The 23,890-nt window shown below is 43.1% G+C and carries 16 protein-coding genes; 5 read left to right on the top strand and 11 right to left on the bottom strand.

Annotation, left to right across the window (positions count from 1 at the left end):
- Nucleotides 1-365 precede the first annotated feature (365 nt).
- Nucleotides 366-1,925, bottom strand: a complete 1,560-nt coding sequence (locus tag J7545_RS06945) for a phospholipase D-like domain-containing protein (protein WP_318699174.1) — start codon at nt 1,923-1,925, stop codon at nt 366-368.
- Nucleotides 1,925-5,284 (bottom strand): AAA domain-containing protein, encoded by a 3,360-nt coding sequence (locus tag J7545_RS06940; protein ID WP_318699173.1) that lies wholly within the window; start codon nt 5,282-5,284, stop codon nt 1,925-1,927. Before J7545_RS06940 ends, J7545_RS06945 begins: the two co-directional genes overlap by 1 nt.
- Nucleotides 5,285-5,638: 354 nt before the next feature.
- Here J7545_RS06940 and J7545_RS06935 point away from each other — a divergent pair, with 354 nt between their 5' ends.
- Nucleotides 5,639-6,196 carry a hypothetical protein gene (locus J7545_RS06935; protein WP_318699172.1) on the top strand — a complete coding sequence of 186 codons (558 nt, stop codon included), beginning with the start codon at nt 5,639-5,641 and terminating at the stop codon, nt 6,194-6,196.
- 200 nt (nt 6,197-6,396) lie between these two features.
- Here the strand turns inward: J7545_RS06935 and J7545_RS06930 are convergent, their stop codons facing one another.
- The gene (locus J7545_RS06930; RefSeq protein WP_271937482.1) at nt 6,397-6,849 is read right to left on the bottom strand and encodes a Crp/Fnr family transcriptional regulator; all 453 of its coding nucleotides are present in this window, start codon (nt 6,847-6,849) and stop codon (nt 6,397-6,399) included.
- A gap of 59 nt (nt 6,850-6,908) precedes the next feature.
- Nucleotides 6,909-7,679, bottom strand: a complete 771-nt coding sequence (locus J7545_RS06925) for a hypothetical protein (protein ID WP_318699171.1) — start codon at nt 7,677-7,679, stop codon at nt 6,909-6,911.
- A 163-nt stretch (nt 7,680-7,842) separates the two neighbouring features.
- Between J7545_RS06925 and serS the strand changes: the two genes are divergently transcribed.
- Both serS and rseP read left to right on the top strand, forming a co-directional pair.
- Nucleotides 7,843-9,123: a serine--tRNA ligase gene (serS, locus tag J7545_RS06920; protein WP_318699170.1), complete on the top strand. Its 1,281-nt coding sequence runs from the start codon at nt 7,843-7,845 to the stop codon at nt 9,121-9,123.
- A 59-nt stretch (nt 9,124-9,182) separates the two neighbouring features.
- Nucleotides 9,183-10,274, top strand: a complete 1,092-nt coding sequence (rseP, locus tag J7545_RS06915; protein WP_318699169.1) for an RIP metalloprotease RseP — start codon at nt 9,183-9,185, stop codon at nt 10,272-10,274.
- Nucleotides 10,275-10,343: 69 nt separating this feature from the next.
- Here the strand turns inward: rseP and J7545_RS06910 are convergent, their stop codons facing one another.
- From J7545_RS06910 to J7545_RS06885, 6 genes are all read right to left on the bottom strand, one after another.
- A complete protein-coding gene (locus tag J7545_RS06910) occupies nt 10,344-11,510 on the bottom strand; it encodes an NDP-sugar synthase (RefSeq protein WP_318699168.1) in 1,167 nt (388 codons plus the stop codon).
- A 173-nt stretch (nt 11,511-11,683) separates the two neighbouring features.
- A complete protein-coding gene (locus tag J7545_RS06905; protein WP_318699167.1) occupies nt 11,684-12,514 on the bottom strand; it encodes a segregation/condensation protein A in 831 nt (276 codons plus the stop codon).
- A 56-nt stretch (nt 12,515-12,570) separates the two neighbouring features.
- Entirely contained in the window at nt 12,571-13,983 is a 1,413-nt protein-coding gene (locus J7545_RS06900) for a response regulator (RefSeq protein ID WP_318699166.1), read from the bottom strand.
- Nucleotides 13,973-16,780, bottom strand: coding sequence for a hybrid sensor histidine kinase/response regulator (locus J7545_RS06895; RefSeq protein WP_318699165.1), 2,808 nt, complete (start codon nt 16,778-16,780; stop codon nt 13,973-13,975). The genes J7545_RS06900 and J7545_RS06895 overlap by 11 nt, the downstream gene beginning before the upstream one ends.
- Nucleotides 16,781-16,940: 160 nt before the next feature.
- Nucleotides 16,941-18,197, bottom strand: a complete 1,257-nt coding sequence (locus J7545_RS06890) for a HetZ-related protein (RefSeq protein WP_318733685.1) — start codon at nt 18,195-18,197, stop codon at nt 16,941-16,943.
- Between the two features lie 585 nt (nt 18,198-18,782).
- A complete protein-coding gene (locus tag J7545_RS06885; RefSeq protein ID WP_318699163.1) occupies nt 18,783-19,448 on the bottom strand; it encodes an L-threonylcarbamoyladenylate synthase in 666 nt (221 codons plus the stop codon).
- Nucleotides 19,449-19,465: 17 nt separating this feature from the next.
- On the opposite strand from J7545_RS06885, the gene larC reads away from it, so the two are divergent.
- Nucleotides 19,466-20,761, top strand: a complete 1,296-nt coding sequence (gene larC, locus J7545_RS06880; protein WP_318699162.1) for a nickel pincer cofactor biosynthesis protein LarC — start codon at nt 19,466-19,468, stop codon at nt 20,759-20,761.
- A gap of 123 nt (nt 20,762-20,884) precedes the next feature.
- Here the strand turns inward: larC and J7545_RS06875 are convergent, their stop codons facing one another.
- Nucleotides 20,885-22,246, bottom strand: a complete 1,362-nt coding sequence (locus J7545_RS06875) for a hypothetical protein (RefSeq protein ID WP_318699161.1) — start codon at nt 22,244-22,246, stop codon at nt 20,885-20,887.
- Nucleotides 22,247-22,728: 482 nt separating this feature from the next.
- Here J7545_RS06875 and J7545_RS06870 point away from each other — a divergent pair, with 482 nt between their 5' ends.
- On the top strand, nt 22,729-23,811 hold the full coding sequence (locus J7545_RS06870) for a hypothetical protein (protein ID WP_318699160.1): 1,083 nt from the start codon (nt 22,729-22,731) through the stop codon (nt 23,809-23,811).
- Nucleotides 23,812-23,890: the final 79 nt, after the last annotated feature.

Genomic DNA, 23,890 nt, shown 5'->3' with positions numbered 1-23,890 from the left:
CATAGATTCGAGTTGTCATTGCGACCGCAGGGAAGCAATCGCCAAGATTTGGGGATTTTGCGATTGCTTCATTCCACTTCGTTCCATTCGCAATGACTTATCTCAATGATACTGTACTCCGTTACAGCGCAAAGCGCTGTGATGAAACACAAGCTTGAATTCTCAAAGCCATGTACCACAACCCTATTCCCTATTCCCTATTCCCCAGCGCTTTGCGCTGTATATAGCGTTCTCGTTCTGCCCCCAGAAGTTTTTCTGTGGCAATATCCAGATACAATGAAATCTTCTCACTCAGGAGTTAAGCAACTGTAGGAGTCAGTATCGCGGGAGTCAGTGCTATGGTTGCGATCGCTCCACTTTTGTTTTCATGAATTAGTGAACCGTCTGAGCAAATTGTCGAATAACTCATCGATTTTCTGAGGATCGGAAACTAATGTCCCACGCTCATCACGAAATGTCCGATCTCGTTCGCCCTTGAATGATAGCCAATTAAAACTGGTAGTGACCGCAAACTTAGTATCTGAAATCAGGATCTTAGCATGGGTATCTCCCAAGCGTTTAAGTGTGAAGCATGTAGAGTATCGGTTTGCTAATTTTTGTAGAGCTTTTTCAGCCTTAATATCTTGTGAATAACGATTTTCGTCTTTCTCTCCCAAACCATATCCAATAAAAACTTGGACTCCTCGTTTGAGTAGATTCTCAAACTCCTGAAGAAACCATCGGTTGACTGAATTACCCCGAATCCACGGAGAAATAATCATTAAACGTTCCTGAGTGTCTTTCAAAGCCTCCTCTAGTAGAGGACGATGATCGTACATTTCTAGCAAACGTATAGGACAAGAAGAAATAACAAAATCTAGTTGAGCTTTAAGTTCTGCTATCCTTTCATCCTTTTCGTGCAATTCTTGACGTAATTCATCTTTTTCATTGACATCATCTATCCGATCTAGCTGCTCCTGTGTAGATTTTATCTCAGATTCTATTTGAGAGGTAACTAAAGCTACTTTATCAGCTACATTATCTAGATCGACTAAATTCTCCAAATGATTATTTACAAAGTCGTTTCCTAAAATCTCTTTTGCAAGTTTGAGAGGCTCATTTTCCTGCAAAGCATCAAGAATCTGGCTTCTAATTTTCTTGGCTCCATTTGAACGAGCGAAGGTAGCCTCATGCTCGCTCGATAGGATGTCATCAACAATAAATGCGACTTGAATTTCATCACTATCTTTTGCCTTGTAAATAAGTGCAGTAGATGGCTGGAAAAATCTTTGCCTACGCTCAATTGCCTTTAATGCTAATACATCTAACTCATTTTGATTCTTAGGGTTCTGACTTTTGCTATTCCCAAGAATTTCACGAATAATTTTGTCAATATCCTTAATACTCAAGTCAGATAATTCTGGAGGACGCTTAGGTGAGGGTTCAATTTCCACGACACCTTCGTCTCTTAAATTTCTTGGCTTTAGTAACATCTTCTCAGATTGTCCGTACCAACGCGGAGTTCGCAGAAGTCCATCAAAGTTAATATCGAAAGTTCGTTCCTCTGGAACAATGATTTTTGCTTCCCTTAAAGTCCTCTCACCCTTCTTAGTTAGTTTCCATGTTTGAATCGGTGAAGCATCAGGAGCAATTAAATCTATATCTTCACTCAGTCTAAGATTTACCATTGCCTCCCTCGTTGTTGAGAATTCCAAACCTAAAAATCCTGCGATTTCCTCTTCAGAAGATAACCCAGCATCAATCGATCTTAGAACAAACTCTTCAATTGGCGGAATAGACTTGCGAATTTGAGTCAGAATATCAATGGTAATTTTATAGACAGGCAAACCCACTTCTTGGCAACTAACTAAGTCAAAGCCAGGACGGTTATCATAGCAACGTAGATCCTCAGAAGAGATAGAAATAAACTCTGATTCCCGGTTCATCAGCTTACCTCCTTACAAATGCAGTCTTCTGAATTTTGTTCAATGTAGCGTAAAACATGACTCAAAGGGCTATGAATCAATGACCGACAAAACTGATGATCGCCTACAATTAAAAGACCAACCCGACCTCTAGATAAGGCAACATTCAACCTAGCTTCATCGCGTAAAAAGCCGATTTTTCCATCTTTGTTGGAGCGAGTGATAGAATAAATTAGGATATCAGCTTCACGTCCCTGAAAAGCATCAACGGTATTGCACTCAATTGCTAATGCCTGCAAGCTACGTTGTTTTGCATCTAACCTACGCTTCAGCAATTTCAACTGTGCCGCATAACCACTTAAAACTGCTACTTTATAATTCCTCTTGGCTTCCGTAGCTGCTTGATTTAGTTGCTTCAACCATTGAAAGATGACAGTAACTTCACAGGAATTATTAAAGCTAGAATTAGCACTTTGCTCGCGACTATTAGGAAGTTTTGATGTCGTTAGCCACGTAACAGGTTGGGGTAAAGCTTTACTTAAAATCTTATCAATTTCAGGTCCGCTACTTTCTAGTTTACCATCATAGAAACAGGTACTAATGAGTTTACCAATTGGTTCTACCATTCGATGTTGAGTAGCCAGCAGTTTCTGGCATTCATCCGGTAAAACTTTTAGAAAGCGATCGAACAAAGTTTCCCGAACATCTTCTGGAGTTAATTCGTATTGCTCAAGAAAACCAGTATTTCGACTGGCTTCATCTTGAAAGGGTGGAAGTTGTTTTGGATCTCCTACCAACAGCCACTTGATAGAACGCGACATTGGTACTAAGACTTCTGTCGCAGTTGCTTTGGAAGCCTCATCTACAATACAAAGGTCAAATTCAGAATCATTAATTGCCCTTGAAATGCCGATACAAGTTCCAGCAACAAGTTGCGATCGCTTAATTAATGGATCGTTAAATCGTTCATTACGACCAAATTGATCAAACCATTCTGTTTGCAGGTTTATAAGTTGCTGAAGTGATTTAGCGTTGGGTGCATTTGGGTCAATCAAATTATTGCTCTGATGCTCTAGCTCTACACTGGTCAATTTTAATAACTCATTAGCTTTGAGTTTAGTTATTCCCTGAAGACGCTTGACTTTTTGCTTTTGTTCATCTCGTAAATATTTTGCCTTTTTCTGTAATTCTTCGATTTCTTCGTTTAATTGGCTAAACTCTTGTTCTTGTGCCGCTAATATTCTTCGTTTTTGTTTTCCTTTCAAACTTACTAAATCAGGGTAATTTTCTTCTTTTTCTTGCTTTCGACGCTGTAGTTCTACCCTCAAGTTTTCTATCTCTAGCACAATATTTTTGAGATCCTGGAATAAGATTGCTTTCTCCAAATGTTTTTGAGATATTCCATGATTCACCGACCAATCAGCTAGAAAATCTTGACCTTTTGCTAGTGCATCCTCGCGCCACTTCTCCATTTGCTCCTCTAAAAGTAATGAGTGAACACCTTCTGAAACTCTTTCGGGACTGCCAATTCGGATGAGTTTCAAGTTGGGATTCTTAGCTTGAATCCGTTCTAATGCATTATCTAGCGCAACATGAGTCTGAGAGCTAAGTAAAATTCGTGCTTCAGGATTTTGTTGAAGTGTTTGTAGAATAACTTCCGTGATAAAAGTTGTTTTTCCTGTACCTGGTGGTCCCTGTACCAATAAAAAGTCTTGCATTGAGAGAGCAGATATCACGACTTCCTGCTGTGATGCGTTCAAATCCTGGATAAACTGAACTTCAGACTCTAAAGTAGGAACTTTAATCTCATCAGGGTTGATTAATAGATTTCGCAAATCAGAACGAACAGCGCGATCGTATCGAATGGCATCTAAAGCACTTTTCTGTCGATTAATCGCAATTTCAGCCAATCGAGTATCGAAAGAAAGTTCACCCTGTTGAGGTAGTCGATCTGTTTGTCCGTATCTAACATATAGATGTAATTCATCACTTTCTACCTCTATAACATCTCCACCTAATAGGCTGAACCCCTTAGAATTTTTGACATGACGAGACTGCCCAACAATATCATCTTCAGGCAATTCTGCTAATTGAAAAATGACTCGATTACGATCGGTTTTGAAGGTAAGATACTTAAGAGATTTCTCCCTCTGCTCTTCCCAATCAGTCTTAGCTCTCAGGATATCCCACCAAACTCGAAATATTTGCTCCTTCTCTTCTTCAACTCTTGTTTGTCTTAAGTTTGCCTCATGTTCTTCAATCGATAACCTCAATTCCCGGATAACATCCTCTGCTTCCCATTTGACTATAGGTTTCCCAAATTTAAATTCATAAAGAGGTTGCCAAGAGCGCTCGCGATTCTGTTCAAGAATAGCACTTGAAAAGCTCTGAGCATTAATTACAGCTAAGTGATCTTGCTCTGCTGCAACTAGATATCGGTATGAAAAACCAAAAACTGAGTATTTATTGTCTGAATATAAACCATTATTTTTATGGTCTATTTTTTTTAAAAAGCCACATCCTGAATTTAAATCTTCAAGTAAATTTATCTCTATTTCTTTTTCAGATTGCTCAAACTCGTTCTGAAGATTTCTTAAGGCGCTCCGAGTAAGCTGTAAGTAGCAAGTATATTGTCGGCTTGTTTGTGAACGAGATCGCTTCTGCTGAATAGCATCTATTTCTGCTAACAAGACTTCTGCATTGAGTTGCCGTTCAGCAGGATCTTTTGCAACTGAACGTTCAATAATCTCGATAATTTCGGGCGGTGCGTCAAGATTAGCGATCGCCGTTTGAATACTAGCGTAGTCAACAAGGTCAACATTTGTCAGGCATTTTAGTGTCACTACCCCAAAACTAAATACATCACGGGTATATGGGTACGATCCATCGTCCTCTTCTGGTGGCGTGAAGGGACGAGAAACGAATTCTCGCAATGTGACAGTCGGCTGAAAATAACTTCTAAGTTTTGAGATGCCAAAATCAGCTAACTTTATTCTGCCATCTTGCCCAACTAGAATGTTGCTGGGTTTGATATCTCGATGCACACATTGACGTTCATGTGCAAATGCAAGGGCTTTCAGTATTGGCAGAGCAAGCCTTTCCCAGTAAGAGTCCCATCCGTCTAAGGGTGACTCTTTAAGAAGTCCTTCTAAATTGTTCTCCACCCAGTCCAAAACCAGGAATTGTTCTTTGGTTTCTTTATCTTGCCCTGAGTCAAGAAGATCAATAATGCTAGGGTGTTTGAGTTGTGCAAGAATTTGCTTTTCACGTCTGAACGATTCTGATTGAATTCCTAGCTTAATTTGCCCATGTTTAAAGACTTTGACTGCTACTTGCTGACCCTCTTTTTGGTAGTCATTGGCCTTATATACGTCTGCCATTCCACCTGAACGGGGGTTAGGCAGTAGTAGGTAGCGATCGTTAATAATGCGAGGCATGGTTGCGTGTTTAACTGGTTAAGTTAAGTCTTCCTTCCATCTTAGCCCAGCCCTGCATTACTGGGGAGATTTTCCTGTGAATAGGTGATAACATTACCACTAGCAGAGGGTAGTTCAATATCTGTTTCCCTGGCGTTACAGACTTAAGCGAAAGCAGAACTGGGTGATTTTAGGCAGATCGCCACCCTCATCTATCCTACCCCTCTTCAGAATCCCACCGAGATCTAAAAGCAACTTACCAATGGGCGATCGGTAATGGTAGATTAAACCCATACTCTCTAACCATGAGGAGAAAAAATGAAACTTCGCAACCTACTCATTGGTGCTGGTGTCGCCGCCGTCGGTGGAATTGGCACAAAAATGGCCGTTGATTATTTTCGCAACCGAGGTAAAGAGGAACCTGTAGCAGGAAACCTCAATGATGATGCAGCCGCAGAAGCCGCAGAACAAGCAGCCGTAGCCCAAATGGCCTCTTACTCGTCTGGCGACCCAGTAATTCAGTATGTGAGTGTAGAACCAGAGTCTGTACAAGGCTTTTTAGATGCGAGTTTTGGTGCTCCTGGGCGCTATGTGCCCACCCGTGCCCCGAAAATCTTTGACTACCAAGACACCCAGTATATGGTGATTTGGGCTTACGATAACGACAAAGAAAAGAATCAAATGTTGGCGTTTGTCTATACCGATGCCGGGCGGCAAATGGTCGCTAGTGTAGGGTATACCGCAGATGCAACAGACTATAACATTAACCTGCAAGAAACTCCCATGGCAGTCGAAGTTAATGGCGAGCAAATCACTTCCGGTCAAGGTGAAACCGGTGGCACGGATGAAGTGGATTTCATCCTCGCAGGTTCTTAAAATATAATGTAAGGCATAAGATGTTCAGAAACCCGGCTTTTTGAAGTATCCCTTCGCCAACATCGAAAACGTCTTTATGGGTAGGTTCGGTTGAGGAATGAAACCCAACCTACCGAAAAATGACAAAGGTATTATTGAAGAAGCAGGGTTTTGCCAATAAACCGATATCAATTAACCATTCAACTTAATCATTAACTTAATTATTGATTAGATTTCTGTGCTTGAAACTCAGATAATGCTTGATTCATCTGATTCACCCGCCGACACAAAATGCGAATAATATAGACCGCTACCCCTGGCGAAACTTCGATCGCTTCATACAACTGCTGTTGAGTTAACAAAAGTATCTCACATTCATCAACTGCACGGACAGAAGCGGAGAGAGGCGCAGCATTGAAAATCGACATCTCGCCGAAAAAATCGCCCTTACCCAGTTGGGCTAACACTGCATGATCCTTAACGACTTCAACTTTCCCCGATAAAAGAATATACAGTAATCCCCCCTTTCGCCCTTCATCAAGAATCAAATGACCGGCAGGATACCATAATTCCAGTAACGCAGCATTGAGATGTTCCAAAATTTCCTCATTCTCAATTTCCTGGAAAATGGGAACTTGCCGCACAATTGCCAAACGTTCATTGAGATCTAGCATAGAAACTTACCTTTGGTTGTTTTGAAAGGATCGATCTCGGTCGTCACAGACCGACTGATCTACAGTGACAGAAAAAATGACTCAAAACTAGAGAGCTTGCGACCAACAATGGCTAGGTAGTCTAAGGAACGGTTATCCATATACCCTCGATGTCGGTAGGTTTGGATCTCAACTATCTCAAAGATGTTGGGATGGTTGACCCAGGAATTTTGCTGGTGAAATCCTGCTTCACTCTCATCTTCCCAGAAATACTGAGCGACATTAAAAGCGACCCATCCCTGGGGAGTAATCTGATTAAAGATGAAACTGAATTCTTCTCCAATGTGACCTGGGGCAATGGCTGAACAACACATTAAGCAGTTGAAGTCTCGATTCGTAAATGTATTCCTACTCCCTTGATGCAAAAGATTAAACTCTCCCACATAGTAATTTTCATAAATACCAGGGTACTGACGTTGAGCTGCTTCTGCCGCTTCGGGAATTCGATCAATTCCTACAATAGATTTCACCCCTAAGTTCGCTAAAGTTTGGCCCACTAGGCCGGTTCCTGCTCCCATATCTAGCACTACCATATCTTCAATTTTACCGCCAGCTTGGGTAAATTGTTTCACCAGTAAAGAACTAAGGACGATATGGGATTGGTAGTCTAACTGATTCATCACATATTCGTAGAGAAAGTTGATTTTATAGATTTCAGAGTAGTTGTGTAGCCGAATTTTTCGCTTTTGTCCATTCTGGATTAACCAGAAAAACTCTTCATGAATGGTTAGGTCGCGGACACTTTCCACCTCTGGTAATTCTATTTCAAAATCCACGTTCTCAATGTCCATTGTTCGTGTGTGTAATAGTATAAAAGATTGGTTCGTCGGTCTTGATTAGCTATAGATAACCAGGCGATCGCCGATTCCAGACTCCGATCGCCTAACTTACCACTCGATTGAGCAGATGATATTCTGATCGGTGTAGGGTCAGCTTTATTTACAGGAAAAACCGGTGCTGGACATTAAACAAATCCGAGACAATCCCCAACAGGTTCAAGCCAAACTGAACAGTCGAGGGCCAGATTATGACCTCCAGACTATTTTAGACCTCGATCGCCAACAACGAGACCTAGAAACGCAACGCAGCCAACTGCAAGCGAAAAGTAACGAGATTGGCAAACAGGTGGGGCAAAAGATCAAATCGGGAACTTCACCCCAATCCCCGGAAATTCAGGCACTGAAGGAGGAAGGAAACCAAGTTAAGGCCGAACTTGCCCAACTCGAACCCCAAGAAAAAGACCTGAAAACCCAAGTCGCCGAGTTACTCCTGCCCTTACCCAATCTTCCTGATGATTCTACCCCAGTGGGTAAGAGCGAGGAAGAAAATGTGGAAGTGCGGCGCTGGGGGAATGAATATTTACCCCAGACTCCGAATATTCTCCCTCACTGGGAAATTGGGGAACAATTGGGCATCTTGAATTTTGAGCGATCGGTGCGGATTGCCCAAAGTCGCTTTGTGACGTTAATGGGGGCTGGAGCAGCTTTAGAGCGAGCGTTAATTTCGTTTATGCTCGATCGCCATATTCAGGCCGGTTATACAGAAATTATGCCCCCCTTCCTGATTAATAGCGACTCTCTCACCGCTTCTGGGCAATTACCAAAATTCGCTGAAGAGAGCTTTAAGTGTGAAAAAGACGATCTGTGGCTCACACCCACCGCAGAAGTGCCCATTACTAGCCTCTATCGGGATGAAATCCTCAACGCAGATGAGCTACCTCTCTATCATTGTGCCTTTACCCCCTGTTTCCGTCGGGAAGCAGGAAGCTATGGACGGGATACGCGAGGCTTAATTCGGCTGCACCAGTTTAATAAGGTAGAGATGTTTAAATTTGTGCGTCCGGAAACCTCAGCCGAGGAGTTAGAAGCCCTCGTACAGCAGGCAGAGTCAGTGCTGCGAGCATTGAAATTGCCCTATCGGGTAATTGAATTATGTACTGGAGATTTAGGCTTTTCTGCCGTGAAAACCTATGATTTAGAGGTGTGGTTGCCCTCGTCAGAGAAATATCGGGAAATTTCCAGTTGTTCCAACTGTGGCGATTTTCAGGCACGACGCGGTAATATTCGCTTCCGCGAGGCAAAGAAAAAAGGAACCCAATATCTCCATACTTTAAATGGATCGGGGTTGGCGATCGGGCGCACAATGGCGGCTATCTTAGAGAATTATCAACAACCCAACGGTGCGGTGACGGTTCCGGAAGTCCTGCAACCCTATTTAGGACGGGAAGTTTTGTAGGGAATTACCGCCTACAATAAGGAAATAGTGTTGTTCAGTGTTCAAGTTTATCAACTCCTATGGGTTATTTGGCAGCGATCGCAGTTCTTGTAGTTTTGATTATTGTGCATGAATTGGGCCATTTTTTGGCCGCCCGTCTACAGGGGATTCATGCCAACCGGTTTTCTTTAGGCTTTGGCCCCATCTTATGGAAATATCAGGGGCCAGAAACAGAATATGCGATTCGAGCCATCCCCCTAGGGGGGTTTGTCGGATTTCCGGATGAAGACCCCGATAGTACCATTCCCCCAGATGACCCGGATTTACTCAATAATCGTCCCTTATTAGACCGGGCGATCGTCATTAGTGCCGGGGTAATTGCCAATCTGATTTTTGCCTATGTGGTTTTGGTGCTTCAGTTTGGGTTTCAAGGGGTTCCCGATGGCATTAATTATCAACCCGGAGTTTTAGTCCCTCAAGTCCTTTCCAGTGATACTCCTGCGGCTCAAGCCGGTATTCGTGTCGGAGATATTATCGTTAGTATCGATGGCCAACAATTAGGGGCTTCAGAACGTGCGATTGGTGTAGTCCAAGAAACCATTCAATCGGCTCCCAACCAACCGTTAAACTTAACCGTTGAACGGGAGAATAAAATAATTCCGTTGCGAGTCACTCCTCAACCCGGGCCAGATGGAAAAGGACGGATTGGGGTACAGTTATTTCCCAATGGTACGCCCACCTATCGATCGCCTCAAAGCCTGTTTGAAGTTTTGGGTTTAGCCGCAGAGCAGTTTGAAGATATTGTGGTGCGGACGGTTCAAGGCTTCGGTCAACTGATCACCAATTTTAGCTCTATGGCTGGTCAAGTGGGTGGGCCGGTGAGAATTGTGGAGGAAGGGGCTAAGTTAGCGCGATCGGATTCCGGCAGTTTACTCTTTTTTGCTGCCATTATTAGTGTCAATTTGGCGATTTTAAATATCTTGCCTCTACCTGCCCTCGATGGAGGTCAATTGGCATTTCTCTTAGTTGAAGGATTGCGGGGTAAACCCTTGCCCACTAAAGTCCAAGAAAATGTCATGCAAACTGGAATTATGTTGTTATTAGGTTTGGGAATTTTCTTGATTATTCGCGATACCACCCAATTGGAGTTTATTCAACAACTACTGGAGTAATCCCAGTTCTGTATGATGGCGCTTAACAAGGGGCCCCAGCCCCTTGCCTGTCCTCATTCATGGATAAGGTTAAGAATCAGATTCTAATAATTCGGCGATCGCCTGTTGCTCTTTTGGAGGCACAGGCGGTGGCACAGCACGGGTATCCGTAATCAACCAATCTAAAGCAGCCGATCGCACATCAATCGATGCGCCGGTTTTATCCACACAATAGCGTCCAAAGACCAGTTTATCGATCAGCCGCACATCTGCACCCAGGCGAGAATACTCAAAAATTACACTATTTTCCACCGTCGCCCCGCTACAAATATGACAACTCGGGCCAATCATGGCCGGGCCGACAATTTTCGCGCCATCTTCAATTTTGGTCATGCCGCCAATATAAACAGGGCCAGTAATATCCACCTTATCCCAATTAATCGCCACATTGAGACCGGTATAAATGCCAGGGGCAACCTCGTGTCCAGGAATCGACACATTCTTAATTTCTCCGAGCAGCACCCCACGCACTGCTCGCCAATAGTCCGGCACTTTGCCAATATCAACCCATTGGAAATCCATGGAAATGCCATAAAATGGCGCTCCCATTTCCACTAACTTGGGAAACAATTCGCCTCCAATATCATACTCCTGGCCAGAGGGGACATAATTAAGCACTTCTGGCTCAAAGATATAAATCCCGGTATTAATATCTGTGCTAATGGCTTCTTCAACGGAGGGTTTTTCTTGGAAGGCCTTCACCCGTCCATCCTCATCGGTAACAATTACCCCATAGCTAGAAACTTCCTCTTTCGGAACAGATTTCATAATCACCGTGGCGATCGCCCCTTTTTCTTTATGCCACTTAACCGCCTTCGTCAAATCTAAATCAATCAGGGCATCGCCACACAGAACCACAAAGGTATCATCAAAAAATGGATTATAATCTTGAATTCGGCGCATTCCGCCTGCCGAGCCTAATGCGTCCCCGACCAAAGTTCCATCAGATTCAATTCTTCCTTCAAAAGAATAAGCAATTTGAACCCCAAACCGTTGTCCGTCCCTAAAATAACTTTCGATTTCATTGGCCAAGTGGCTCACATTGACCATCACCTGGTCAAAACCATGCTGGCGCAATAGTTCCAGGAGAAACTCCATTACCGGTTTTTGTAGGATGGGAATCATCGGTTTGGGAATGGTGTAAGTGATGGGGCGGACACGAGTTCCCTTACCAGCCGCCAGAATCATGGCTTTCATAATTGTCTATTCCTCAACCACAGTTTTTTGATCACTACGGGTGTTCCAATACCTTAATCAGGATTGACCGATCAGGTCTTGGAGTTCGATAACAACCTGATCCTTGTGTATATAGGTTATCAGTGATTTTACTTCCTAACCTTGGCTTCTGTCGATTTTTGGCCAAAAAGTCGTTAAGCCGGACTCAGTTCGCCTAGGACGCGGATTTTTAGGTCTTGATAGAATTCTTCTTGCTTTAATTCGACTTTGGATTGGGCAGAGAGCAAAAGTAAACCCCAAAATGTGCCCACGCGATCGCATTGGGGATGGGAGACGAGCAGTTGATTAAGTTCCAGCCATTCCGGTTGCTCTTCCTCAACTGACCCATATTGACTGAGAAATTTCTCTAATTTTTCCGCCACTTCTGATAAATTTTCCTCATGAGCCAACTGACGGATAGCTTTGGCTGTTTGAGCGCGAGAAAGGGCGCGACGACGCGGTGACTTCTCCGAGCGATCCGCGAGCGTTTGGCTCATCGTTTGCAGTTGATCGATCAGCTCTTGCAGAGTCACTCGCCGTTGTTTCAGAGGTCTAGCAATGGCTCGGCGACGCAGTTGGTTTTCTAAGCGGAAAGGAATCCGAGGACGATTGCCATCAGGCCGATCGTCATAGTCCTCCATTTCGGCTGCTAAGTCTTCTGGAGAGAGGTCATTACTATCTTCTTCTAAGCTTTCGGCTTTTAAGAGGACTAACATGGAAGCATAGAGAAAAACTTGGCCAGATTCTGATAAGTCCGCCCGATTCACACTCTGGTCTTCGGGAGTCATGGCAGCACGGGCGTTGAGCTGCTCTAAGACGCGATCGATCACATCAATAACTTGCACATCCCAAGGATCGATTTCCCCCCGTTGAGCCATTTCGATCAGTAAAGAAATCCCCATATCTTGGGGAGAAGGGGAGGATTGCCACGATCGCAATTCCTCTGGTCGATCCGACTCCAAGGGAGGCAAAGAAGCAGAATTCATTAAGTGTGGACTCCAGATCGCGCTAGACTTCTCTTCTACTATAGCGAAGGGTAATTCTACGTTACGGGCAGGGTAATGGTAAAGATACAACCGCGATAAAACTCCATTTCGCTGGCACAAACGCTCGCTGAATGGCAGGTCAGTTTACCCCCATGTTTTTCTTCCACAATTTGCCGACTAATCGAGAGTCCTAAACCCGTCCCTTGTCCATAGGCTTTCGTGGTATAGAGATGATCGAATATTTTATTCCGAATCTCTTCGGGAATACCCTTACCATTATCTTCAATCGTAATGATGGCTTCCCGTTGGGAAGGCGACAATTGGGTTTGAATCGTAATTTGGTTGGGATTGCTTTCAATCTCTTGGAACGTGCGTCCCTGATTCGATTCATCTAAAGCATCAATGGCATTCGCCAGCAAATTCATAAATACCTGGTTCAGTTGACCCGGATAGCAGGCGATTTCCGGTACATCTCCATACTTTTTGATAATGGCGATCGCTGGGCGATCCTGGGTTGCTTTCAATCGATGTTTGAGAATCAGCAAAGTGCTATCAATTCCCTCATGGATATCACTGCTGACCTTACTCGTTATATCCGATCGCGAAAACGTTCTCAAGGACCGACTAATATTACGAATCCGATCTGCCCCTTCGTGCATAGAACCAATCAAATCTGGCAAATCTTTCAGCAAGAAATCCAATTCAATCTCTTCATAATGATCTTGAATTTCTAGATCCGGTTCTGGATAACATTTTTGATATAAATTTAGATGTTCAATAATATCCTGAATATACTGCTGGGCATGGCTTAAATTTCCCATAATAAACCCCACTGGGTTATTAATCTCATGGGCAACCCCTGCCACCAATTGACCCAATGTAGACATTTTTTCATTTTGCACCAACTGTACCTGAGCATCTTGCAAATCTTTAAGCGCCTGTTGCAACTCGGCAGTGCGCTCGTTTACCCGTTGTTCCAACTCTTGAGTTAACGCTTGCAGGGCGACCTCAGCACAATTTTTCTCTTCGATTTCTTGCTTAAGTATTTCATTTTGTTCGGCTAACTTCTCAGCCATCTTCCTCAGCCTCAAATGTAGCCTTACCCTAGCTAACACCTCTTCTTGAGAAAAAGGTTTAGTAATATAGTCAACTGCTCCTAACTCCAGTCCTTTCACCTTATCCACCGTATCGGATAAAGCCGTCATAAAAATAACGGGAATAGCTTCCGTATCCGGATTGGATTTTAACTGTCTACAGGCTTCAAATCCATCAATACCCGGCATCATAACATCTAGCAAAATCAAGTCTGGAGGAGCGTAGTTCACCTTTTCTAAGGCACTTTCTCCATCTCTAGCAACCCTAACCTCAAATCCAGATTCATCAAGAAAATCAGATAAAACAGCTAAATTATTGGGATTGTCATCTACAATTAAAATAATATTCAATTCGGGATCGCTATTATTCCTCATGACTGTCTCCTCTGAGGCTCTGATAATGAGTTTCAATGAGTTCGAGGAGTTCTTTTTCCTTAAACTCTTTCGCCAATCGATTGACTTGCTCGCAGAAAGGACTCAGATTCGGATTAGCTTCAGCAATTAAATTCACTTTCTTTTGAATTTTCTTTAGATTTCCTTCCATTGCCAAACGATATAATTCGGCTAGATTTTCTCGATCGGGGATCGAAAGAGTCTTAGAGGATTGAGAGACAATTGGAACCGCCAGATGTTCATCTGTAGTTTCGGTTGATTCCGGTTGAGTAATCCACTCAATATTTAAGCAGCTTTGAATCTGTTCTAGAAGGCGATGAGTGTCTAAAGGTTTAGGTAAAAATGCATTCGCACCGACTTCTAGAGAGCGGTTGCGATCCTCTGCAAAGACACGCCCAGAAGACACAATAATCGGTAAATTTTGCCAATTTTCACGCGATCGCACTTCTTTGATTAATTCAATGCCATCCATAACCGGCATGTCTAAATCAGTAATGATTAAATCGGGTACAAATACAGGCAGTAATTCTAGAGCCTCTTGACCCTGATTCGCTTGCGTGACGGTAAATCCCATAGGTGCTAACAGATTAGTAATAATGGAGGGAGTTTCCCAATGAGCGTCAACGACCATAATGTTGACATTTTCAAGTCCTTCAAATCCAATGATTTCTTTAGATTCTAGAGCAGTAAACTCCTCTAGAAATTGTAACACTTCAGGCAACTCTAAATCGAAAAAGAATAAGCTTCCTTGACCGAGTTCACTTTCTACCTGAATTTCACTGCCCATCATTGCCACTATTTTTTGACTAATGGCTAATCCCAATCCAGTCCCTGAAGCTTTTTTGGAGACATCTCCAACCTGTTCAAACGGCAAGAAAATGGCTTCGAGTTTGTCAGGGGAGATGCCAATACCACTATCTTGAATTTGAAAGCGAATTTTATGGATTTTTTGTTCTTTTGTATGGATCTTCTCTAAGGTTTTGATCTCAAACAAAACTTGTCCAGTATCCGTGAACTTAATTGCGTTTCCGAGTAAATTAATGAGGACTTGACGAATTCGTTTTTCATCAGCATGGATGCCATGAGGTAAGGCTGGATCGGGGGAATAATGAAAGGCGATCCCTTTTTGATCGGCGCGAATTCGACAAATCTCGGCAACTCCGTCTAAAAATGTATTAAAATTGATATCAGAGGGATCGATTTCTAGTTTTCTGGCTTCAATTTTAGACAGATCTAGAATGTCATTGATCAGGGTAAGTAAGTGGGTAGCACATTGGTGAATAATGTCAATCCCGTCTTCTTCTTTTTCGGGGATATTGGGAGAGCGTTTTAAGATTTGAGTATATCCTAGAATACCATTGAGAGGAGTGCGTAATTCATGACTCATGTTGGCGAGAAACTCGCTTTTCGCAGAATTAGCTGCATCGGCTGCTTCTTTGGCTTCTTTTAACTCAAATGTTCGCAATTGCACCCGAATTTCTAATTCCTCGTAGGACTGACGAAATCGAGCCGCCATTTGGTTAAAAGACCGAGATAAAATTTCTAGTTCATGAATTTTAGGTAATCGAGATTGATCGATATTTAAACTTTGATCTAGGTTGCCTGCTGAAATTGATTCTAAGGCGTGAATTAGGTTCAAAATGGGTTTAGAAATCCAGCGGGCTGTTACTAATCCTAGACTGGCTGCCACCATCAAAGCGAAAAAACACAGTAAAATGGTATTGCGGATATTTTCGTAAATAACTCCCCTAAAGTCTGAATCAGGGATGATAACGACAATTAACCAATCGAGACCTTGATTGTTTTCGATGGGAGTAACTTGGACAAATTGTCGTTGATGCTTAAATAAAAAATTGAGTTGATAGGATTCCTGGATTTGCTCAATATTTCCCCCTTCAGTTTGTATCTGTTTTGTGGTTAACCGAATCAGGGCATGGGGACTATTTTCTGCGGCGATTGGAAAGGCGGTTTGGGGTTGATTATTGGAGGAGAGTTCGGGTAGGGAACTGGCAATTAAATCCCCTTGACTATTCATAAGAAACGTTTGCCCCGATCGCCCAATCTGTAAGCCTTGTAAAAAATCATTGATTTGGACTAGGCTGAGACTAGTTTTGAGAACCCCGGTAATTTTACTGTTATTCTGGTATAAAGGCCGGCTTGCATTGAGGATGAGTTCTGGGGTTTGATTAGGATAAATCTGTTGTTGAGTCCAAATCAGATCTTTGTTTTTTAGGGCTTCTTGATACCAGTTTTCCTGGTGGAGATCCATGAAAGAGTCTTGAGTCGATGATGACTGAGGATTTCCTTGATTATCTAGGGTATAAATATTAATCTTTGGCGAGGGCTTGGGGTTGCTGACAATCCATTCAAATGAGAAAGGAGTCAAATGATGATTAACTGCACGGAAAGAACCATCGGTACTCGCAAACCCAATTTGGGCAATCTGGGGAAACAGTTGAATTTGTTGCCATAAGTGGGTGCGAACCGCTACTTCGTCATTGATGTTTAATTGACCGCTGGCGATCGCCTGTGCATTAATCTGATTAACTAAATGGGGCGTTTGCAGATAGGTTGCCAGATGCTCGTCAATGCGAGCGGTGAGTTCATTTCGCAGTTGAGTCGTCACCTGTTCAACTGCAGTTTCACCATTGCGTAGGGAAAACCAACCGGTTAAACCCACTGCGGCAAAAATCTGAATCAGAAAAGGTACAATCAGAACCCAACCAAGCGGTACTTGTTTAGACTCTGGAAATAAAGGGTTTTTAAGTTTCCCTGCCATGAGCGGGTTTGAAGGGGCGAAAATAAAAGGATGGATTGATGGGATGCAACAGATTTAATCTTCAATAGTAGCATAAGGTAAAAAGGGGAGGGGAGAGTGTTCGAGGTGAACAGTCTGAATTGAAGATCCCCTTTATCACATCCTCACCGCGCTGTTCTCATTAGGAGTTGACCTGATTACGTGCTTTCCAAGCCAATTCCAGTAATTTATTCCAGCGCTTTTGTAATTGCTTCGGGGTGCAACCAATGGTCGTAGCAATTTGAGCATCCTCAATTCCCGCTTGCTTGAGTTGGAACAGTTGTTGCTGCTCAGGAGCCAATTGATTGAAGAACTGTTGCCATTGGGAAGGAGCCATGCCGAGATTTTGATCGAGATCTGCGCCCAGCCATTGGTGAACCAAATGCCAGTTATGGAAGCGGGAAAATTTCTCTACATGGTACTTAAACCGTTGTTGCAGATAGTCCCGTTGGCGAGGAGTCAAACCGAGGGTTTCATCAATTTCGGTAGCTGAGAAGTCTTGCAGCTTGAGCTTCAGGTAATCGATACAATCCAATTGTTCCTGAGCTTCGAGATATTGGGTTAATTCCCGAATCACGCGATCGCGCAATACTGACTCTGAGGGATCGACCGCACCAGCAACCATTTTCTCCCGAATTTGATGGAGTGCAGGATCTCTACTATACATTTGCGCTTCTTCCGTCTTACCCGACTCCACTGCCATTTCTATATCGACCGACATCTCTTGCGGTTGACGGCGAGAAAACCCTTGCGCTCTGAGGACAATCAAGCGTTGGGAAATGCCCCCCGGTAAATTAATCCGTCGTTTGGCATATTGTTCCGTAAACGCCATATATTCAGCTAATTCTAGGCGAGTGCGAGGGCTATAGTCTTGAGTCAGTTCATTTTCCCGACGGAAAGCTTTGAGGGTTTCCACATAAAAGCTTTGCATGAAGTCTTCAATTAAACTATAGCGAGCCTTAAATCCCAACCGAGCGCTACTTTTCGCCACATGGCGATATACCATCACACTCAAATTACTATGGAGTTCAGTACGACCTTGATGGGAGCCAAGTTTATAGTATTGCAAGCATTTTTCAATCCGGTTATTGGCTAACGTCCGTTGCCAAGATTCAATAATTCCCGATTTTTGAATGCGATCGCTCTTTTGGCAAATACGCTCTACTTCCCGTGCCATCCGTTTAGCTACACTCTGAATCGAGCGGCAATTAATCTGCATCGCACTGCGAATCTCGCGGCTAATTAACTCTAGTAAAGCGTCTACATCCATTACCGTCTCAGAAGACTCCGGAATTTCCTCCTTAACGGTTGCACAAGAATTAAGAACGGTTAAAGAGGGTTGTTGGTTAATTTGATGGGCGTTAGAGAGGGTAGCAGACTGGCTGGACTTGGTATTCATCATTTCAATCTCCTTTGGGTTGAATGCACCGGGTAGATGACACCGTTTCGGTTGGAATTCCTCGCGCTGTCTATACTCTGACTGTAGGTGTCCCTCAGAAAATGAAGGGGTGCTACTGTGGCACTCTTTGATCTGTGCAGATCTACCCCATCACAAGAGCGCAGGAGAAGACTTGGCGATCGCTCCTCAAGGTGCGATCGTCCAAACCGTTGTCAACGCTAGACTTTAAGCCATTTTGAATTCCCTGATTTGGGGGCAGAGTCGCCAACCCCCAGAGAACTCCTCAGTAGGACAATTGCAGGACTGGCTAAAAAATATAGCTACCGCCTTGGCACTTAGGACAGACGTATAATTCTGGAACCTAAAATCTATTGCCTTTTGCCTCTTGCCTTTCCCTAGACTGGTGTGGGGTAGATGCCTCTGAGGTTCCCTGATTCCTTAACCCCTAAGAAGATCATCAAACCCTAGGGGTGATGATCCTCTAGATTAGACCTCTTGCATCAATGGGCAGGATATGAATAGTAATCCAGGAATCCTGTATCTAATACCTATTCCCTATTCCCTCACCTTCTGCAAGAAGTCTATTTAACTTGCTTCAGACACCCAATCCGATGCTGCTTCCCATCCCAGACCTTCACGCACAATTTTTGGTTCCATGGCAGTTAAATCTAAAACGGTGGAAACTTGGGATTGAACCGGTAAACCATCATCAATAATGATATCCACCAGCTTATCGAGACGGTCAAAGAGTTCTTGTGTAGAGGTATATTCGGGAGCGCTGGGAGTAGCGGACATTTCCTCATCACCCACTAAGTGCGCGGAGGTGGAAATCAGAGGATTATCTAGGGCTTTTAAGAGATCTAAGCAAATGGGATTATTGGGCACTCGAATTCCCGTTGTCCGGCGTTTGGGAGACATCACGAGACGGGGAACTGCCTTGGTTGCCGGCAGCAAGAAGGTATAGGGACCCGGAATTAAACGTTTCATAATTCGATAAGCCACATCACTAACTGTGGCATAGCTGGCCACATTGGAGAGAGAAGAACAGAGGAAGGTTAACGGTTTATCATTAGAGAGTTGCTTAATCCGTCTGACGCGCTCGATGCCTGATTTAACATTGAGATCGCAACCGATCGCATACACTGTATCGGTTGGATATAACATCACTGCTCCATCCTGAAGAGCGTTTTTGATCTCTTGAAGGGTTCGCTGTTGCGGTGTTTCTGGATGTAGGGTATACAAGATTGCCATAACTTGGGGGTAGATGAATGAATAAAATAGGGTATCTGGATTGTCCCACCGGTTTAGCCGGTGATATGTGTTTGGGTGCTCTGGTGGATGCGGGAGTTCCTCTAGAATACCTGCAAGAGGAATTAAAATCCTTACAGATTGAGGATGAGTATCAGTTACACTCTGAAAAAGTTACTCATCAGGGTCAAGTGGGGACGAAGGTGCATGTGGATCTGATGCATTCCCACGATCATCACCACCATCATCACGATCATCCCCACGGCAGCCGCCATTTACCGGAAATTGTGAAAATGATTGAGGAGGCTAAACTTGCGCCACAAGTGCAAGAGCGCAGTTTAGCGATTTTTCAACGTTTGGCTTTAGCTGAAGCGGCAGTTCATGGGATTGAACCGGAGCGAGTTCATTTCCATGAGGTGGGGGCAACGGATGCTTTAGTGGATATTGTGGGGACTTGTTTGGGGTTGGAGTGGTTAGGGATCGATCGCCTATTTTGTTCGGCACTACCGACGGGAGGGGGTACGGTGAAGGCAGCCCATGGCATTTTACCGGTTCCCGCTCCGGCGGTGTTGAAGTTGTGGGAAATGGCCCAGGTTCCGGTTTACAGTAATGGCATTGAGCGGGAGTTGGTTACCCCGACAGGAGCGGCGATCGCCACTACCTTAGCCACAAGCTTCGGTTCAGTTCCCTCCATGAAGTTGGAGCGCGTAGGTTTAGGGGCAGGATCGGCCCAGTTACCTCTGCCCAATTTGGTGCGCTTGTGGGTGGGTTCTCCAGGAGAGCAGCAAAGTTTGGAACAGATCGCCCTATTGGAAACTCAGATTGATGACCTCAGTCCCCAGGCGATCGGCTATTGCTGCGATCGACTCTTTGCTGCGGGAGCCTTAGATGTCTTTACCCAGCCGATCATGATGAAAAAATCTCGCCTAGGTGTACTGTTAACCATCATTTGTCCACCCGCTCAAATTTCTGCCTGTGAAACAATCGTATTCCAGGAAACCACCACATTAGGCATTCGCCGCACCCTCCAAGAGCGTTCCATTTTGCGTCGAGAACTCCGCACTCTAGAAACACCCTATGGTTCAGTTCAGATTAAATTAGCCTGGAGAGGAAACCAACTCTCCAATCTACAACCCGAATATGAAGATTGCGCCCAGCTTGCCCGCCAACATAATCTCCCCTGGCGACAGATTCATCAAACTGCCCTAGAATTAGCCTTACAACAGTTCGATCTTTCAACCATTAATATCCACTCCGGAAAATCAGTGACTCATGGTGAATTGAATTCACTATATAGCAGAGAAAGGGAGAGTTAGGACATTTTCTATTGCTAGAGTTCCTATTGCCTCAAACCATAACCTAACTGTCCTAACCAACTCCTTCTCTGCTATACCACAACCCTATTCCCTATTCCCTATTCCCCAGCGCAAAGCTCTATATCACTCCTCTTCTTCTAGAAAATCATGAAGATTTTCATGAACAAAATCAACCGGCTTATCCATATTCAGTTGCGAAAAAATTTGATATTTATCTAAATTTGATTCAGTCTGACTACCCAAGCTTTTTTGGTCAATCCGAACTAAGTTGTATTGGACATTATCCGCATAAATCGCAAAGGCAATATTCAACACCTCCATGAAATTAATCAACCACTTACACTCCTGTTCTGGATAGTTTTTGTAATAGCTAATTAAATCGGCAATCCGAGCTTCGAGGTGAACCCTAGTTGGCTTACTGATTAAGATGAGTTTCAGCATCATCGTCACCAACGTCAGAGGGTTATTTTGAGCTACCCACAGCACAAATAAAGTCGAAGGAGTAGTGCGATCTTCGGTCGTCAGATATTCTACAACTCGGTTACAAGTTCTCAACTGTAGCGCTCTACTTACGGGAAGACGATCATAGTCAGTATACACATTCTCTAACTTAACGGATAATTGGGTTTCAATTAAATGGATAAAGGCAGTATCATTGACTGAAAAAACGAGGTAACGCTGAAGAGCTTGCTTAAATTCATGATAACTAATATCCTGAGTTTGTTGTAGAAAGATATTGGCTAAATTAAGATAGTTGTATGGCCCGCGTCTGAGGAGGATGGTTTTAATCAGATGTAAGACTTCATCGCCTAAACCAGTAGGGTTTTTAGGCGGTTCATCAGTCCGCTTATGGGTGAGCTGAGACCGGGTTGTGTACATGGCTAAATCAAACTTGAACTTTTCTTTAAGTTCTTGAGATCGTACTTTAGCGGCTTGGCGTTGTTCGGCAGAGTTTTGGAGATTAGTATATTGGGGAACTAACAGATAGGACGTGTAGCGATCGCTCCAAGTCTGTTCTTCTAAGTCAAATTTAGCGCAAAAAAGTTTAATTCCTTCATAATCCGGACTGTTGATAAAGTTTAACGTCCATGCTTTAAGTCTCTTAATGGGAATAGAATGGCTATTACGACCAATTTTTTGAGCTTCAAAACTGCCCACTAAATCCCGAACTGCATCATGATTTCTGCGCGCTTCCCAGTTGTTAATCAGAATATAACAACAGCGTTTTAAAGTATGGGAAAAATTGTCTTCTTTATTGGCAAATACAAGAGAAAACAACGCTTGATTTACCGCTGGATTGTTGATTTCAGTATGATTGATAAATAATCTTCTGAATTGTTGCAGAACTTGATCTGGACTGTCTGTTTTAACAATAGCTAAGAAATAACGATAAATGGTCTCTTGATATTGACTAGTATTTTTTCTTAGCTCTGTTGTTTTGAAACCAGAGGGTGGATAGTTTTCATCTATTAAGCTAGATCCCATTGTAATTGCCCCTTTTTCGATGGTTCTGCACCCCGAGCCATATAGCGCAGCAATTTTGTTGAAACTTTGCTATATTAGAAAATTTTGAGTTATCTCATTAATACGATCAAATCCTACATCAAATCAGAGGATTCCAATTTTTCTTTACTTATCAGGTTAACCTATTTCCGGGTCAATTGGGTGTAATGCCAGCAGGCTCCCACGTTTGTGCAAAGCAGGAAGCAACAGGCAAAACCGGATTTTACCCTTCCAATAACCTTCACCAAAATCAAAACTGTCTTGATTCGTAGTGCTGTGACACAGCTAAAATAGTGTATTATCAACAGATGGAATAGTACGAATCAGAAATCAAGGGGACTGTATCTCTTGAACATGACATTATTACTATCGGGGATGCCATTGAAGCAGTACGAATAGAGTTCTTTCAAGACTATGACAAATGTGGTCGCAAGCGTGACAAAGATGATTCTTTTTCTGTCTCTATGAAGGCATCTTACGAAGACGCTTATGGTCGTCATCACACAAGACTCAATCCTGACCTAAACCTTACTGCAAACAATTTGATTTTTGAAGTTAATAGAGTTTGGAATCATTTAGGCAATTCTTCAGGATTTAGAACCGCAAAGTCAGCAGTCTGCAAGCTTTTAAGAGTCTATAGAATGTCTTCTGAAGTAGATAAATACAATGCTTATTTTGGCAATACTAGGTCTACCAAGAAAAAAGAAATTCAACTTATTGACCTTGAGACCTTCCTAGACTTTAGGGCTAGAGTTTTAGGACTCAATGGCTATGAATTGACAACTAAACAATACCAAGCTCTGGGTAGTCGTAAATCATGGTTCAAGGCATTTTGTATTAATCTACTTTATGGCTTTCGCGCCTCTGAATTTAAAGCTATTCTTAATCTTGATGAACCCATAAAAATTGGAAAACGTATAATCAAGGCGCTCCATGACCCAGATAATGACGAGAACATTCTCGTAATTGATGGTTTCTTTTGGGTGACTGACGATAGTGGTCAAAGGCACAAGATTACTATCAAAACTGGGTCTAGGCAGGCTAGACCAATGATTCATGCTGACTACCCTAGTTTGATTGAACTACTAGACATAAAAAATCCCAATATTCGATTGCCAGTGGTAACCCCTAAACACACAAGCAATCCTAGGGTAATTAAAGGCTGCTATAGTTCAGCTATGTGGCGAAAACTTAGCAAATATATTGAACAAGTAGGGGAAGGCTTTACTCAGACCCATGCACTACGCCATTTAGCGAATTACCATGGAAAGCTCGCAGGACTCACTGTAGACCAACGGTCTTTGAGCTTTGGTCATTCTAATAATATGAATGACCTTACTTACAATAAACATCTCAGTCCCGACGCTGAAATTGAATTTCTCATGGCTGACATTTCTGAGAAATCAGAGAATCAAAGGCTAAAAGACGAACTCTCCCAAGCCCAGACCACCATCAAATCCCTAGAAGAAACCGTTCTCTTCCTGAAGGAGGAAAATGCCAGACTAAACGAACTCCTAGGAGGTAACTTACCTGGGATTGGTGAATAAATTTTAATAAAGTTGTTGGTCTCCTGATGACCCTGTTTATTAATGGAGTCTTTCGTAATTGTCTTTTGCGTCAACATTT

The organism is Roseofilum sp. SBFL (assembly GCF_017746885.1).
Lineage (GTDB): Bacteria > Cyanobacteriota > Cyanobacteriia > Cyanobacteriales > Desertifilaceae > Roseofilum.
This window is presented reverse-complemented; position numbering and strand designations above follow the sequence as displayed.